Raw genomic sequence first — 15874 nt, 5'->3', positions numbered from 1 at the left:
CTTCAGGATGCCGACCGCGCGGCGGAGTTCGCGTCGGCGAGGCGGTCGAGCCAGTCCGCCAGGAGCGCGCCCTCGGACGGTGTCAGCGAGGTGGTGCGGTCCCGGGACAGCGCCTCGCGCAGGGCCGCGGCGCGGCATGCCACCACCGCGCACGAGTCCTCGCCCGTGCCCTGCTCCCCCACGGTGTCCGTGGTGGTGATCATGCGCAGTGCGTGTTCACGGGCCGTAGTCGGCAGGGTCTCGTCCCGTTCGGAAGGCGGCGTGGCGATCAGGGACAGTACGACACCCAGGCCCATGGCATGGACAAGCTGAGTGGCCCGCTCCACGCTCATGCGGAGCCGGCCGGCCGCGGCCACCCGGGCGAGGGTCTGGCGCAGGATGGCGATGGTCTCGAGTCCTCCCGGCATGCCGCCGCGATAGCGGCCCTCGCCGTACATCAGCACGTAGAAACCGGGGCGCGACAGCCCGAACCCGACGTGCAGGTCCCACGAACGGCGCAGGTCCTGGACGGGATCGTCGGTCTGCTCGAGCGCCTGCTTCTCCCGCAGGTACTGCTCGAAACCGTAGGCCGCGAGGGCGTCGAGCAGCCCGTCCTTGTCGCCGAAAAGGCGGTACAGGGTGGGAGGCTGCACACCGGCTGCCGCGCTCACGGCACGCGTCGAGATGCCCGCACGACCTTGCGAGCTCAGGAGTTCCGCGGCGGCGCGCAGAACCCGCGTCTGGGTACGTGCGGCCCGCTCTTACATCAGTCCAATTTATCACCGTTACGATATTTTGCGTAACAATGATATGGTTGTTAGCCCACGCGAGGGCAACGTGGGCGCCCATGAAGACGCCGACCGAATCCTGGCACCTGATCGAAGGCCCGCACATCGGCTGGACGTCGCCCGCGGCGCTGACGGGATACGCCTGGGCTGCCGTGGCCACGGCGGGATTCGTGCGGGTCGAGTCCCGACGGCCCGAGCCGCTGATGGACCCGCGGCTCTTCCGGCGGCCGGTCTACAACGGCGCCGTCGTGGGCGCGGTCGCGGTCTTCATCGCCCTGAACATGACGCTGCTGCTCGACACCGTCCACATGCAGCACGCCCGGCAGTGGACAGGGCGGCCAGCGCCGCGGTGGCGCACTGATCATGGCCGCCGGCACCCCGGTCGGGACCTCGGTGGGCGGATTCCCTTGGCCAGTTCCGCGTTGAACTGGGCGCCGACCAGAAGGGCAAGGTTGGACAGCCACAGCCAGATCAGGAACACGACCACGCCCGCCAGGGAGCCGTACAGGCGGTGGTAGGTGCCGACGTGCGAGGTGTAGAGGGTGAACCCGAGGGAGACGATCAGCACCAGTGCCACCGCCAGCGCGCCGCCCGGCGCCATCATCCGGACCGCGCGGGTCGGCGCCGGTCCTGAGCGGTACAGCACCAGCACCAGGACGACCGCGACCACGGCCACCACCGGCCACCGCAGCGCGTCCCACGCCCCCTGCGGTGCGGTACCCAGGTCCAGCACCCGGCCCAGCCGCCGGGCCAGGCTTCCGGTGAGCGCCATCGCGATGGTGGACGTCAGCAGCAGGGTGACCAGGACGAGGGCGGTGGCGACGATGCGCGGCGCCGTACGCCAGACCGGCCGGTGCGAACTGATCCGGTGCATGGCGTGCAACGCCCGGCGGAAGACGCTCAGATAGCTGGACCCCGACCACAGGGCCGCCGCACCGCCCAGGACGATCACCGTCCACGCCGTCGACGACTGTCCGGCCATCTGCCCCAGGGTGCTGCGCAGCAGTGCGCGGGAGGCGAGCGGGGCCGCCTGCGCCATACGGTCGATGACCTGCGGCTTGGCCGTGGGGATGGTCAGGCCCAGGATCGACAGGACGACCAGCAGGACCGGGAACAGGGCCAGTACCGCGTAGTACGTCAGCGCCGCGGCCCAGTCCGTGATGTCGTCGTTCCAGACGGCGGCCGGGGTCCGGCGCAGCGCCCTCCACCAGCGGGCCGTACGGCCGTCCGCTCTCTCCATGGGGCGGATGTTCTCACTTCCGGCCCCCCGCCGCCCAAGGCGGCGGGGGCTGGTCACAGGAAACGCCGGATCGGGGTGACCGCGGCCTCCTTGACGCGCTGCAGGACCGCCCGTCGCCTCCACCGGTCGAGGTCGATGTCGACGCTGCGCTCCAGGTCCGCCTCGTAGTCGCGGTCGAGTGCCGCGGTGAACCCCTCGTCCAGGACGGTGAGCATGACCTCTTCGTCGTGGTCCATGGAACGGCGGTTGAAGTTGGTGGATCCGATGAGGGAGGCGACCGAGTCCACGGTGATGATCTTGGCATGCATCATGGTCGGCTGGTACTGGCGGATGTGCACACCCGCCTGGAGGAGACGCGCGTAGTGGTGCTGTCCGGCGAGCTGACAGGCCCGCTGGTCGGTGTGGGGGCCGGGCAGCAGGATCTCGACCCGCACGCCGCGGCGGGCGGTCTCGCACAGCAGGTCGATGAAGTAGGTGTCGGGGGCGAAGTAGGCGGTGGCCAGCCGGAACCGCTCCTCGGCGGAGGTGAGCATGACCCGGATGAGCGTCTGCATGTCCTGCCAGCCGATGCTCGCGGAACCGCGAACCACCTGTACCACCGCCGAACCGCTCTGCGGGTGTTCCGTGAAGCGGTCGCGGTCGTCGAAGAGTTCGTCGTGGCACTCCGCCCAGTTCTGCGCGAACGCCGCCGCGATGCCGTCCACGGCCGGACCGCGCACCTGGACGTGGGTGTCCCGCCACTCGGCGGGGTTGCGGGCGTCGCCGCACCACTCCTGCGCGATGCCGACGCCGCCGGTGAAGGCGGTCTCCTCGTCGACCACGAGGGCCTTGCGGTGACAGCGGTGGTTCTGCTTGAACGGGGACAGCAGGACGGGTTTGCGGAACCAGGCGACCTGCACGCCCGCGGCGTCCATGAGGTCCAGCAGCCGCCGTTCGATCTTCTGGGCGCCGAAGCCGTCGAGCAGCAGGCGCACACGCACCCCTGCGCGGGCGCGTGCGGCCAGCGCGGCGGCGAAGTCGTGGGCGATCTGCCCGCGCCAGTACACGAACGTCATCATGTCGATGGTGTGCCGGGCCGAGCGGATCGCCCCGAGCATCGCGGGGAAGATCTCGTCCCCGTTGCGCAGCGGCAACAGGTCGTTCCCCTCGGTGGCGGCCACGCCTATCAGCCGCTCCAGACGACGGCGCAGCCGCTGCTTGCGGACCGCCGGGCCGGACGTGACGCCCCCGTGGGCCGGAGTTGCCGGTACATCGTCGAGTATCACGCGAATCCCCCACTGGGCCATGAAGACGGAACGTCGAGGGCTGCCGGACGATCCGAGCCCGGAAGACCGGATGCCCGGCCGCCACCGCGTTACTCCAGGCCTCACGCGCTCCCTGCCGGTCGCACGGCCGTCACTTCGTCGGCGAGCACCTGAACCCGACCGTGGACCAGGGCGGGAACTGGTGAACGCACTGGCGCCGGCTTCCTGGGTCGGGCGGCCCCGGTTCCCCGGGTAGTTGTCGTCGGCATCGTGGAAGTGGCTGGTGATCGCCTGGATGCGGTGCTTGTGCTCGCCGGGATGCGGTGGTTGCCGTCGGTTAGGCTGGCCGCGTGCCAGGGAGACAGGGTGCGGGGCCCGACCGGTCGGCCGTAGTGGGGGCAGCTGACGTGCCGGGCCGGAAGCGCCTCGGTCTCATCGAGCGGCGCGACCTGGTCGCCGCGTTGGAGCACGCGGCCGACAAGCGGGTGACGTTGATATCCGCGCCTGCAGGCAGCGGAAAGACGTCGCTGCTGCGCGCGTGGGCCGAGCGGCCGGTTGCGCACCGTCGCATCGCGTTCCTGTCGGTACGGCCCGGCCAGCGGGATCCGCAGTTGTTCTGGCTCGCTCTGCTGGCGGCGGTCCGCGCCGCGGCCGGCGCCGGTGATGCTGGGGAGCCGCCTGCGGCGATGCCCGGTTTCAACGCCGGTGCCATGATGGAGAAGGTCCTGTCCGAGATCACGGGGTCCGACGGCGGTTTCTTCCTCGTCATCGACGACCTGCACGAACTCGGCTCCGCGGAGGCCGTCGAGCAGCTCGCGGCCCTGCTGGCGGGTCTTCCTGCGGACGTGCACGTGCTCCTGGCGACCCGTCACGACCCGCCGCTGCGCCTGCACAAGCTGCGGCTGGCCGGGGAACTGGCCGAGGTCCGCGCCGCGCAGCTGCGCTTCACCGAGGCCGAGACCCGGGAGCTGCTCGCTACCTCCGGGGTCGCGTTGCCCGACCGCGTCGCCGGCATGCTGCACCGGCGCACGGAGGGCTGGGCCGCCGGGCTGCGGCTCGCGGTGCTCTCGCTGACCGGGCACCCGGATCCCGAACAGTTCGTCGCCGAGTTCTCCGGCAGCCACCGTACGGTCGCCGAGTACCTGATCGCCGAGATGCTGGAGCGGCAACCGCCCCACGTGCAGCGCCTGTTGCTGCTCACCTCCCTGCTGGACCGGGTCAACGGGGAACTGGCCGACCTGCTCACCGGCGCGGCCGGGTCGGAGCGCATCCTGCTGGATCTGGAGGACGCCAACGCGTTCGTCGTCTCAATCGACCCCGGCCGCTCCTGGTTCCGCTACCACCGCATGTTCGCCGACCTGCTCCGGCTGGAACTTCGCCGCACCTGCCCGCAGGCCGTCCCGGAACTGCACCGCCTGGCCGCACGCTGGTTCGCCGAACACGCCCAGGCCGTCGACGCCGTCCGGCATCTGCAGGCCGCCGGCGACTGGACCGAGGCGGCCCGCCTGCTCGCCGACCACGCCGTCAGCCTCACGCTCGACGGGCGCGCCGCGACCGTGGTGGCGCTGCTGCGCTCCTTCCCTGACCACGTGGGCGAGGACTCCCCGGACCTGGCCCTGGTGCATGCCAACGCCGCCCTGCACCAGTACCGCCTGGACGAGGCCCTGGCCCATCTCGGCATCGCCCGGTCGTACGCCGCCGCGGCACCGGCCGACCGCCGGGCCCGGCTGCGGATGGCGATCGCCGCCCTGGATCTGCTGCTGGCCCGGCTGCGCGGGCACTTCGACGCCGTGTACGAGCAGGCCGACGCGCTGCCTTCGCCGGTCACCGGCCGGTCCACCACCGAGGTCGCGCTCGCCGGCGACCTGCGGGCCCTGGTGCTGCTGAACCTGGGAGTCAGTGAGTCCTGGTCTCTGCGGCTCGCCGACAGCGAACGGCACCTGTTGGAGGGCGCCGCGCTCGCCCGCGGCATCGGCCGCCCGTACCTGGAGGTCGCCTGCCTCGCCCACCTGGGGTTCGCCTCGGCAGCCCACTCCCTCGCCCGGGCCCGGCACCAGTGTGAGAAAGCCCTGGCTCTCGCCGCCCGCTACGGCTGGGACACCGAGGCGGTCATCGCCCCCGCGCAGGCGGCCTTCGCCGGGACGCTCGTCTGCACGGGGGAGTTCGGCCACGCCGAACAGTGGCTGGAGCGCGCCCGGCTCGTCACCCGGTCCGAAGGCGAACCCGGCGTCCGGATACTGGTACGGCTGGTCTCCGCGATGCTTGCGGCGGCGCGCGGACGGCACCGCGAGGCACTGGCCGAACTGGCCGCCGCCGAGGAGGTCCAGGCACGCATGGTGGGCCGGCACGGCCTGCCGGCCCGGGTGAGCACCTGGACGGCAGCCACCCAGGCCCGCCTCGGCATGGCCGACCTGGCTTGGAGTACCCTCGCCGGACTCGACGGGCAGGACACCGCGCTCGGTGAGATCCGCACCGCGGCCGCGGTGATCCGCCTCGCCGAACAGGACCCCGCCGGTGCCCGCCGCGAACTTCGGCCGGTCCTCGACGGCGACGCCCCCGCACACTCCCTCCTCACCCCGGTCGAGGCCCGGCTCCTGGACGCTCTCGCCTGCCGGGCCCTGGGCGACGACCGCGCGGCCGGGGAAGCCGTCGAACACGCTCTGCATCTCGCCGAGCCGGACCGGTTGATCCTCCCGTTCGCCGTGACCGGCGCATGGGCACTGCTCGAAACCCTGCCGCAGACGACATCGCACGCCGCGCTGGTCGCCGACATCCTCGACGCCGCGCGCGGCAATGCCCCGGCGCCCGCGGGCCGGCCGGCCGCGGGACCGGCCGAGGAGCTCAGTCCGAGCGAACTGCGCGTCCTGCGCTACCTGCCGACCAACCTCACCCGTCCTGAGATCGCCGCGGAACTCTCGGTCTCGCCCAACACCGTCAACACCCACATACGGCGGATCTACGCCAAGCTCGGCGCCGGGGACCGGTCCTCGGCCGTACAGCGCGGCCGCGAGCTGCGGCTGCTGGCGAACGGCCGTACCTGAGGGTCGAAGCCCTCGGCGTCGACGTCCTCTGTCGGAGTGTGCGCCCCAACCGCCCCTTGCCGAACGGAGATGTTCCAGGAGTGACGAACAACGAGCCACCTCGACGCGATCCTGGGCGCGCCGGCGGGACCGGTGATCAGGCGTGGACCTGCGATTCCACTCCGAGGTCGAGGCGGAGTGACTCGAGGATGACGAACGTCGTACTGGCCGTGTAGACGTCGGCGGCGGCGAGGACGCCCGTGTACTTCCTGATGACCGGGTCGGAGGCGTACGCGACCTGGGCGGCCTGGTATTCCTTGACCGCCGCCCACACGTTGTCGCCGTACTTCGCGAAGTACGGCGTGGGGTCGACCGTCACGAGGGCCTTCTTCACGTTTTCGACGATGTCGTCCACGTACTGCTGGTACACGACCATGTCCTGACGGGTGCCCAGCCTGCCTATGTGGCCGCCGATGAAGTGCTTCCACGGGTAGCTCATGGCCTTGGCGGGGGCCGCGATGGAGCCGGGCACATCCTCGTTGAGATTGAAGCTGTCGAAGGGGACCCAGCCGGGCAGGAGGACGTCGACGAGCATGAGGGTGTTGTGGCGGGGCAGGTGGATGTAGACGTTGTCGGGGGTGTGGTTGGTGCCGTGCCAGGCCAGTTCGATGCGCTCACCGCCGACGTGCAGCGTATGGCGCTCGTCGAAGGTGATGTCGGGAACCGGCCGGGCCGGGTCGTTGTCGCGGGCCAGGAGTTTCTTGGCCTCGGTGTGGCCGATCCGCGTCACGTGCCGGCCGAACAGTGACGACGCGCCGAGGTGGTCGGCGTGGTGGTGGGAGTAGACCAGGTGGGTGACCTTGTTGGAGACGCCGTTGGCGGCGGCGATCTCGTCGACGGCACGCTGCAGGTTGTGCCCGATGGACGGGGGCGCGTCGAACAGCACGACACCCTCACGGGTCGTCAGGAACGCCGCCTGGTAGGTCCCGTCCGTGACCCAGTACAGGTTCTTCTCGACCCGGCCGACGTAGTAACCCTGTGCGTTGACGGCGGGACCGAGTGCGGACGGCGGGATCGGTGCGTAGTCGGGCAGCGTGGCGGCGGACGCCTGGCCGGCGAGTGCTCCGTCGGCCAGGACGGCGGCCGTGGGCACGGCTGCCAGCGCCGCACCGCGGGCAAGGAACGAGCGACGGTTCGTGGTTGACATGGTGGTCTGTGCTCCGGTCGGTCGATGACGTGGGGGTGTGGATGACGTACGGGGTCGTTCAGCTTGGCCGGGCCAGGTGCCGTAGGCAGGCAGGACCGCGCCGCTGATGTGGGGTGCGAGATCGCCGACGAGAAGGGCGATGACGTTCGCGACGGCCTCCGGCTGCACGGCGTGGACCGGCGCCTGCCGGGAGGGAAGGCCGCCCGGTTCCTGGTCGTGTCTAGGAGGTGGGGCGCCACCGCGTTCACGCGGAGGCCACCGCCCAGGCTGTGGGCGGCCAGGCTGTAGGCGGCCGTCTCGGCGGTCGGTTCGGCCGCCGGGGGGCCGCACACGTGCACGATGGCACCGCTGCCGCGTCGGCGCATGTGCCGCGCCACCGCTGCCGCCGACCTCGTGCAGGCCCCGCCGCGGGTCGTGCCCGGTCATCACGGTCTCCTTCCGTCCTGAGTCGGGGTGCGGCCGCATCTGCGGTGCCGTGTGCTCAGGTTCGGCGCAGGAGAGGTGAGCGGTCCTCACCCGATTCCGGTGATCTCTCCGGCGAAGGACGGGCGGGATCCGGCACATCGACCGGCGCATCGACCGGCGCGTCGACGGCGGTCCCTGGCGCCGGCCGCCGCTCCGGTCTCTCTTTGGGGAGGGCGGTAGGACGCGCCGTACGGGCCGCGTCCCGGTCGCGGTGCGCCGCAGGGACGGCGGTCACTTCTTGTTCAGGATGGTCTTCGTCTCGGCCTGCATCTCCGCGAAGACGCTGTCGTCCTTCTGTCCGCCGAAGTAGGCCTCGATCATGGGCTCTATCGCGTCCTGCAGCTCCGCGCCGTTGTTGAAGTCCGGGGAGGGGTAGAGCTGCTTGTTCTTGAGCATGTCGGTGAAGACCGACAGGTCGACGCCCTGCGCCTCGAGCGCCTTGGCGGAGGCGTCCATCGAGGCGGGGATGGACGGGAAGAAGGTGCCGGTCGCCGACGCCTTCGACTGGCAGGCCTCGGAGCCCATGTAGGAGACCCACTTCCAGGCCAGGTCCGGGTTCTTCGTGCCGGCCCAGATGGTGTTCCCGTTGGAGTTGCTGAAGACGGCACGGGTCTTGCCGTCAGGGCCGAGGACCGTGGGACCGATGCCGACCTTGATGTTGGGGATCTTCGCGAAGGTGGACGCGGACCACGACCCGCCCGTCTCCATCGCGATCTTGCCCGAGGAGAGCAGGTCGACGTCGGAGACGGTGTTGGTGAACGTACCGATCCTGGGTGCGTATCCCTTCGCGACCAGGGTGCGGATCCAGTCCATGGTCTTCACCAGGCGCGGGTCGTCGTAGTTCAGCTCGGTCGGCCAGTTGGCCTTGTTGCCGAGCCGCCAGCCCGTGGTGGAGACGAAGGAACTCCAGGTGGACTGGCCCAGGAAGTCCTTGGCGGCCAGCTGACCGAAGCCGTAGGTCTTGATGTGTGCCTTGTCGAATCCCGGCTGGTCACCGCGTCGGCCGTTGGCGTCGAGGGTCAGATGGGCGATCATCTTGCCGATCGTGCCGCCGTTGTCGGGGTTCCAGTTCAGGTTCTCGACGTCCTTGGTGGTGTAGCCGGCCTTCTTGAGCATGTCGACGTTGTAGTAGAGGCCGGTGGCCGCCCAGTCCAGGGGCAGGCCGTACTGCTTGCCGTCGGTGTACTTCCAGGAGTCGACGCCGACGGAGAAGCGGGACAGGTCGAAGCCGTCCTTCTTGATGTAGTCGTCCAGCGGGAGCAGTTGGTGCTGGTCGGCGTACTGCGGGAAGAACTGGACGCTGTTCTGGAAGGCGTCGGGGGCCTTGCCGGCGACGAAGCCTGCGGTGAGCTTGGTGAAGTAGTCCGTGACGTTGTACTGGGTGATCTTCACCGTGACGCCCGGGTTGGCCTTCTCGAAGTCCTTGGCACAGACCTGGTAGGCGGCCGCCTGCTTGTCGTCCCACGTCCACCAGTTCAGGGTTCCGGAGCCGGAGCCGTTGCCCGAGTCGGAGGAGCAGGCGGAGAGGAGGGCCGCCAGGGAGAGCGCGGCTCCCAGGGCCACAGCCTTGCGAACTCTCATGGTTCCTTCTTTCACTGGTCACTTGAGGCCGGAGAAGCCGATGGAGTTGACGATGCGTTTGCCGAAGGCGACGAAGAGCAGCAGCATCGGGAGTGCCGCGATGAGGGCGGCGGCCATCAGGCCCGCCCAGTCAGGAGCGGCCTGCGGCGAGGACTGCTTGAAGACGCCGAGCGCGAGGGTCAGCGGCTGCACGTCCTGACTGTTGGTGATCAGCAGCGGCCAGAAGTAGTCGTTCCAGGCGTTGACGAACATCAGCAGCGACACGGTGGCGATCGGGGCGGACGACATCGGCAGGATGATCCGGAAGAAGATCCGCAGCGGGCCGGCGCCGTCGATGACGGCGGCCTCCTCGACCTCGGTGCTCAGGCCGAGCATGAACTGCCGCAGGAAGAAGAGCGTGAACGCCTGGAAGAGGCCGCCGGGCAGGATGAGACCGGCGAAGGTGTCGGTGAGTCCCAGGTCCTTCACCAGGACGAAGTTGGGCAGCAGCGTGAACACGCTGGGGACCATCAGGGCACTGATCAGGATGTTGAACACCAGGTCGCGGCCGCGCCAGTGCAACCGGGAGAACGCGTAGGCGGCGGCCGCGGAGACCAGCACGACCAGCGCGGTCTGCACCGACGCGTAGAACAGCGAGTTGCGCAGGTAGAGCGCGATGTCGAGGGTGGCGCCCGAGCCGCCCTGGGCCTGGGCCTGCGCGGTGGAGGCGAGGCCCAGGACACGCTCGAAGGCACCCCAGGTGAAGCCCACCGGCAGCGGCGAGGACGGGTTGGTCGCCAGCTTGTAGTTGTTCGACAGTGCGGTGCGCAGAATCCAGTAGAACGGGAAGAGCGTGACGACGACGATGACGCCGAGGTAGGTCCAGGCGACGGCTCTGCCGGGTGAGAGCCTGCGCGGGTCCTTCCGGATCGGGCGGTTTGTGGTGGCCGCGGAGCCGGGTGCGATGGTGACTGCCATGCGGTCTCCTTCAGTTCAGGTCGGATTCGTTGGCGCGGGCGAGCCGCAGCTGGGTGAAGGTGACCGTGATGAGCAGGGCGAACAGGGCGAGCGACATGGTGGCGGCGTAGCCGAAGTCGAACTGCCGGAAGGCCTTTCGGTAGATGTACATCTGCAGCACGTTCGAGGCGTTGGCAGGGCCGCCCTCGGTGGTGACCTGCACGATGTCGAACACCTGGAAGGAGTTGATCACCGTCAGGACGACCACCATGACGAGGATCGGCCGCAGCAGGGGCACGGTCAGCCGGCGGAACATCTGCACCTCGCTCGCGCCGTCGACGCGGCCGGCCTCGTAGATGGTCGGCGGGATGGTCTGCAGGCCGGCGAAGATCAGCAGGGCGTAGTAGCCCATCCACTTCCACACACTGATCGCGGCGAGGGAGGGGATCGCCCATCCCCCGCTGCCGAAGAACAGGATGGTGTGTCCGGTCAGGTTCTTGAGGGCGATGTTGACGACGCCGAGGGTCGGATCCAGCATCCACTGCCACACCAGTGCGGCGATGACGTTGGAGATCAGGAACGGCAGCAGGATCACCCCGCGCAGGACCGACGACTTGGTGACCCGGTCCAGCACCACCGCCGTCACCAGGGAGATCAAGGTGCCGAAGACCACGGACAGCAGGACGAAGTAGACGGTGACGAGCAGCGAGTGCCAGAAGACGTCGTCCCCGGTCAGCCCCCGGAAGTTGGCCAGTCCCACCCACTGCGGCGGACTCAGGACGTGGAAGTCGGTGAAGCTCAGGTAGATGCCGCGCAGGGTCGGATAGGCGTAGAAGGTCGCGAAGCCGACCACGACGGGCAGGATGAGCAGCAGGGCGACCGGCAGGTCCCGGCGGCGTACCGCCGCCGACCGGTTGGTGCGGGGCCGCCGCCCCTTCCTCGGTGGGGTCCGCTTCCCGACCGGCGAGCCGGCCGTGGTGGCCACCGCGCCCGGTTCACCGGACCGCGGTTTCAGCGGCGTTGCGTGGCTGCCCTGTGATGTGACCACCACAGCACCCTCCTTCGTGCGATACGAGCGAGACGATCGAAACGGGCGATACAGGCGCTACAGGCGACGCCGGCGGCATGAGCGGCATGTGCGGCATGAGCGGTACGGGCAACCGGGTCAGAGGGTGGTGCCGCCGACGGTGAGGCGCCCGACGGGGATGTACGCGGTGGCGGGGGGAACGGGCGGGCGACGCAGGCGCGAACCGCCGGTAGGGAGTCCGCGGCGCACGGATGCCCCGGGTCCTGCTGGACGAGCCATGTGATTACTCCGTCTCGGCGCGAAAGGCACGGCGAGGTCCTCGGAAGGGCCCGGAAGTGCCCATGCGCGGTCAGCCGCAGGGGATTTGTCGAGTGGGCGTCAGGCGCCGCCCAAGTGGCCGTAAGCCGACGCCCGTTCGGGAGCGCAGCCCGCGATGAATCACGCGGCCGGTCGAGGAGGAGACCGGCCGCCACCTGCGCCGGTGGACGTCCCATCCACCTGTCGCGAGGTGCCGCGAATGTAGTCAGGCTTTTCTTCCAGCGTCAACATATTGCGCGGCCCGAATCATCGACATTCGCGGAAAGAATGAAGCGAGATTCGCGTGATGAGCGCCGAAAACGGTGCAGCGAGGGCCGACGCACTTCTCCTTTCTTATTTTTCAATGGAAATGTATGGTCGCCGCATGACGCTCGCCGATCAGCCACCCGCGGCCGCTCTGCTGTTCCAGACCCTGCTCGCGCACGGCCCGCTCACCCGCGCCGAGATCGGGCGCCGCACCGGTCTGTCACCCGGCGCCATCACCAAGGTCGCCACTCCCCTGCTGACCGACGGCTGGATCACCGAGCTGGGCCGCCCGGCCGAGCGCACCGCCGGCCGGCCGGCCACGCTGATCGCGGTGCGGGCCGACCGTGCCTGCTTCGTGGGCGTGAAGGTCACCGGTGACGAACTCATCGGTGTGCTGACCGACCTGACGGCACGGACCCTCGCCACCGCCCGCGCCCATCTCGCCTCCCGGGACGTGGGTACGGTCGTGCTGGCCGTCGCCCGGCTCGCCGACCGGCTTCGCGCGCAGGCGCCGCCCGGTGCAGCCGGTGCCCTGCACGGCATCGGCGTCACGATCTCCGGGGACGTCGACGGCCACACGGGCACCGTCCAGTACTCCCCCTTCCTGAACTGGCGGCGGGTCCCCCTGGCCCGGCTCGTCCAGACGGCCACGGGCATACCGGCCGTGATCGAGAACGACGTACGTGCCCTGACCGTCGCGGAACAGTGGTTCGGCGTCGGGGTCGGGCTGTCGTCCTTCGCTCTGGTCACCGTGGGCGCGGGCATCGGCTGCGGGATCTCCATCGGCGGCCGGGTCGTCTCCGGGGCCCACGGTGTCTCGGGGGAAGTGGGCCACCTTCCCGTGGGCGGTACCGAGCGGGTGTGCACCTGCGGGAACACCGGGTGCGTCGAGGCCGTCGCCTCCGCCCAGGCCATCACCGAGCAGGCCCGCCGGGCGACGGGTGATCCGGTGCTGACGATGGGCAGGGCGGTCCGCCTGGCCCATGCCGGCAACACCGATGTCCGCGCCGTCTTCGCCCGGGCCGGTCACGCCCTGGGTCTGGCGCTGGCTTCCGTGGCCAATCTCATCGGGCCCGAACGCATCATCATCTCAGGCGAGGGCGTGGCCACCTACGACCTCTACGAGGAGCAGATCCGTACGACGTTCGCGGCCCGTGCCTTCGGCGCCGCTGCCGAGTGCGATCTCGTCGTCAGGCCCCTGCCGTTCGAGGAATGGGCCCGCGGGGGCGCCGCCGTCGCCGCGCAGCGCATCTTCGCCCCCGCCAAGTAGCCCGTCCGCACCGCGAGCGCCCGCGAGCGCCCGCGAGTACCCGCGAACACCTGCGCGACCTCCGCACCACCGGCCTCCGCACCACCGACCGGCCTGCACACCACCGGCCTCCACACCAGCGCAGCCCCCGCACCACCGCGGCCACCACGGCCACCACACCGCCGCGGGCCGTCCTCGTCCTCCGTCCGTCACTCCGTCCCGAAAGCGCGCCCCATGCTGAAAGCTCTCTCCGCCCAGGACTTCCACGATGTCCGCCGCCCGCCCGGAACGCTCTGGTACGACCGTCCCGCCACCCGCTGGCTCGAAGCGCTGCCCCTCGGCAATGGCCGTCTGGGCGGCATGGTCCACGGCGGCACCGACCGTGAACGGATCCAGCTCTCCGAGTCCACCGCATGGTCGGGCTGCCCGTCGGCGACCGACCTGAGTCCGAGCGCCCCGGCGCAGGTGCCCCGCATCCGCGCACTCCTCTTCGCCGGGGAACACGCCGAGGCCCAGCGGCTCGCGGCGGAGCATCTGCCGGGCAGGCCGGAGTCTTTCGGGACGAACCTGCCCCTGCCCGAGGTCCAGCTCGCGTTCCCCGACGGGCCGTCGGCCCGGGGCTACCGGCGGGCCCTCGACCTGGACACGGGTCTCGCAACGGTCGCCTACGAGCAGGACGGCGTCCGCGTCACCCGCGAGGCGTTCGCCACGAACCCGCACGGCGTCATCGCGCTGCGCCTCACCACGGACCGCCCCGGCTCGCTCGCCTTCACGCTGTCCGTCCAGGACGGAGCACTCCCCGGGACCACGACCACCACGGACTGCTCCGTCGTCTTCAGCGGCCACGCCTACGAGAGCCTGCACAGCGACGGGCAGCACGGAGTCGCCCTGGAGATCCACGTCCGCCTCGAGACCGACGGCGGCACCGTGCACCGCGCAGGCGACGCGCTCCGCCTGGAAGGCGCGGACAGCGCGGTCGTCTACATCGCCGTCGGTACCGACTGGGCGGGGGCGGACCCGCGGGCGCGGGCGGAGTCACTGCTGGCCGCCGCGCTGGAGGCCGGATACGAAGCCGTCCGGGCGGCACACGTCGCGGACCTCCGGGCGCTGATGCGACGGGTCTCCCTGGACCTCGGATCGGCACCGCCCGACATCGAGTCCCTGCCCACCGACGCCCGCCGCGACCGGCTCGCCTCCGGGAAGAGCGACGACGCCCTTCTGGCGCTGTACTTCCAGTACGGCCGCTACCTGACCGTGGCCGGCTCCCGCCGCGACTCCCCCCTGCCCCTGGCGTTGCAGGGGGTGTGGAACGACGGCCTGGCCAGCAGCGCGTCCTGGACCAACGACTTCCACCTCGACATGAACACCCAGCAGAACTACTGGGCCGCCGAACCGGCCAACCTCGCCGAGTGCCAGGAACCGCTGTTCGGCCTCCTGGAGCTGCTGGCGGACCGTGGCCGGACCACCGCCGGGCAGATGTACGGAGCGCCGGGCTGGGTCGCGCACACGGTGACCAACGCGTGGGGGTACACGGCGCCGGGTGCCGGCATCGGCTGGGGCATGAACGTGACCGGCGGGGCCTGGCTCGCCCTCCAGTTGTGGGAGCACTTCGAGTACGGCCGTGACGAGACGTTCCTCCGGGAGCGCGCGTACCCGGTCCTGCGCGGGGCCGCCGAGTTCCTCCTCGCCTACGCGGTCGAGGAGCCGGAGCACGGCCTGCTCGTCACCGGGCCGTCGGAGTCGCCGGAGAACTGGTACCTCGCGCCCGACGGCAGCCGGTGTTCGGTGTCCATGGGCGCCACCGCGGACCGGGTGTTCATGGAGGCGGTGCTGCGTGTCTGCGCGGAGAGTGCCGAGTTGCTGGGTGTCGACGCCGGGCTGCGGACCAGGATCGCCGCCGCGCGCCGCCGGCTGCCGCCGTTCCGGATCGGGCGGCACGGGCAGCTGCAGGAGTGGCTGCACGACCACGAGGAGGCGGAGCCGAGCCACCGGCACACCTCCCACCTCGCCGCCCTGTTCCCGGAGCGGCAGATCACCCCGCGCGGCACACCGGAGCTCGCCCGCGCCGCCGAGGTCACCATCGAGCGCAGGCAGCAGGCACCGGGCTGGGAGCAGACCGAGTGGGTCGAGGCCAACTTCACGGTCTGCTTCGCCCGTCTCCTCGACGGCGACGCGGCCCTCAAGCACCTCACCAGCCTCGTCACGGACGCCAGCGAGGCGAACCTGATGACGTTCTCCGCGGGCGGGGTGGCGGGCGCGGCGCAGAACATCTACTCCTTCGACGGCAACGCCGGCGGCACGGCGGGAGTCGCCGAGATGCTCCTGCAGTCCGACGGCCGCGAGGTCGAACTGCTGCCCGCACTGCCGTCCGGCTGGCCCGGGGGAAGCGTGTGCGGACTGCGTGCCCGGGGCGGCCTCACCGTGGACATCCGGTGGCGGGAGGGCCGGCTGGAAGCCGCGCGCATCCGGGCGTCCAGGGCCGCGGAGGTCCGGGTCCGGTACGGCGCCGATCTCCTCGGCATACGGCTCGCCGAGGGCGAGACACTCGGCCTCGGCCTCGGCTGAGGGCGAGGG

At 70.6% G+C, this 15874-nt stretch carries 10 protein-coding genes; 3 read left to right on the top strand and 7 right to left on the bottom strand.

What is annotated here, in order from left to right:
* Nucleotides 1-2: 2 nt before the first annotated feature.
* The 3 genes from ACFY0K_RS05340 to ACFY0K_RS05330 form a co-directional block, all read right to left on the bottom strand.
* Nucleotides 3-710, bottom strand: coding sequence for a TetR/AcrR family transcriptional regulator (locus ACFY0K_RS05340; RefSeq protein ID WP_390638854.1), 708 nt, complete (start codon nucleotides 708-710; stop codon nucleotides 3-5).
* Between the two features lie 418 nt (nucleotides 711-1128).
* On the bottom strand, nucleotides 1129-2007 hold the full coding sequence (locus tag ACFY0K_RS05335) for a YihY/virulence factor BrkB family protein (RefSeq protein ID WP_390638688.1): 879 nt from the start codon (nucleotides 2005-2007) through the stop codon (nucleotides 1129-1131).
* A 53-nt stretch (nucleotides 2008-2060) separates the two neighbouring features.
* A complete protein-coding gene (locus ACFY0K_RS05330; protein WP_390638687.1) occupies nucleotides 2061-3272 on the bottom strand; it encodes a phosphatidylserine/phosphatidylglycerophosphate/cardiolipin synthase family protein in 1212 nt (403 codons plus the stop codon).
* 329 nt (nucleotides 3273-3601) lie between these two features.
* Here ACFY0K_RS05330 and ACFY0K_RS05325 point away from each other — a divergent pair, with 329 nt between their 5' ends.
* Nucleotides 3602-6292, top strand: coding sequence for a LuxR C-terminal-related transcriptional regulator (locus tag ACFY0K_RS05325; protein WP_390638686.1), 2691 nt, complete (start codon nucleotides 3602-3604; stop codon nucleotides 6290-6292).
* 136 nt (nucleotides 6293-6428) lie between these two features.
* Here ACFY0K_RS05325 and ACFY0K_RS05320 read toward each other — a convergent pair whose 3' ends face one another.
* From ACFY0K_RS05320 to ACFY0K_RS05305, 4 genes are all read right to left on the bottom strand, one after another.
* On the bottom strand, nucleotides 6429-7478 hold the full coding sequence (locus ACFY0K_RS05320; RefSeq protein ID WP_351960747.1) for an MBL fold metallo-hydrolase: 1050 nt from the start codon (nucleotides 7476-7478) through the stop codon (nucleotides 6429-6431).
* Between the two features lie 696 nt (nucleotides 7479-8174).
* Nucleotides 8175-9524, bottom strand: a complete 1350-nt coding sequence (locus tag ACFY0K_RS05315) for an ABC transporter substrate-binding protein (RefSeq protein WP_390638685.1) — start codon at nucleotides 9522-9524, stop codon at nucleotides 8175-8177.
* A gap of 18 nt (nucleotides 9525-9542) precedes the next feature.
* The gene (locus ACFY0K_RS05310; RefSeq protein ID WP_390638684.1) at nucleotides 9543-10481 is read right to left on the bottom strand and encodes a carbohydrate ABC transporter permease; all 939 of its coding nucleotides are present in this window, start codon (nucleotides 10479-10481) and stop codon (nucleotides 9543-9545) included.
* 10 nt (nucleotides 10482-10491) lie between these two features.
* Nucleotides 10492-11511, bottom strand: a complete 1020-nt coding sequence (locus tag ACFY0K_RS05305) for a carbohydrate ABC transporter permease (protein WP_390638683.1) — start codon at nucleotides 11509-11511, stop codon at nucleotides 10492-10494.
* A gap of 658 nt (nucleotides 11512-12169) precedes the next feature.
* On the opposite strand from ACFY0K_RS05305, the gene ACFY0K_RS05300 reads away from it, so the two are divergent.
* Together ACFY0K_RS05300 and ACFY0K_RS05295 are read left to right on the top strand one after the other, a co-directional pair.
* The gene (locus ACFY0K_RS05300; protein ID WP_390638682.1) at nucleotides 12170-13321 is read left to right on the top strand and encodes an ROK family protein; all 1152 of its coding nucleotides are present in this window, start codon (nucleotides 12170-12172) and stop codon (nucleotides 13319-13321) included.
* Between the two features lie 213 nt (nucleotides 13322-13534).
* Nucleotides 13535-15865, top strand: a complete 2331-nt coding sequence (locus tag ACFY0K_RS05295) for a glycoside hydrolase N-terminal domain-containing protein (RefSeq protein WP_390638681.1) — start codon at nucleotides 13535-13537, stop codon at nucleotides 15863-15865.
* Nucleotides 15866-15874: the final 9 nt, after the last annotated feature.

This window comes from Streptomyces sp. NPDC001507, from assembly GCF_042894765.1.
Classification (GTDB): Bacteria; Actinomycetota; Actinomycetes; order Streptomycetales; family Streptomycetaceae; genus Streptomyces.
The sequence above is the reverse complement of the archived record's forward strand: the minus strand, read 5'-3'. Positions and strand labels throughout refer to the sequence as shown.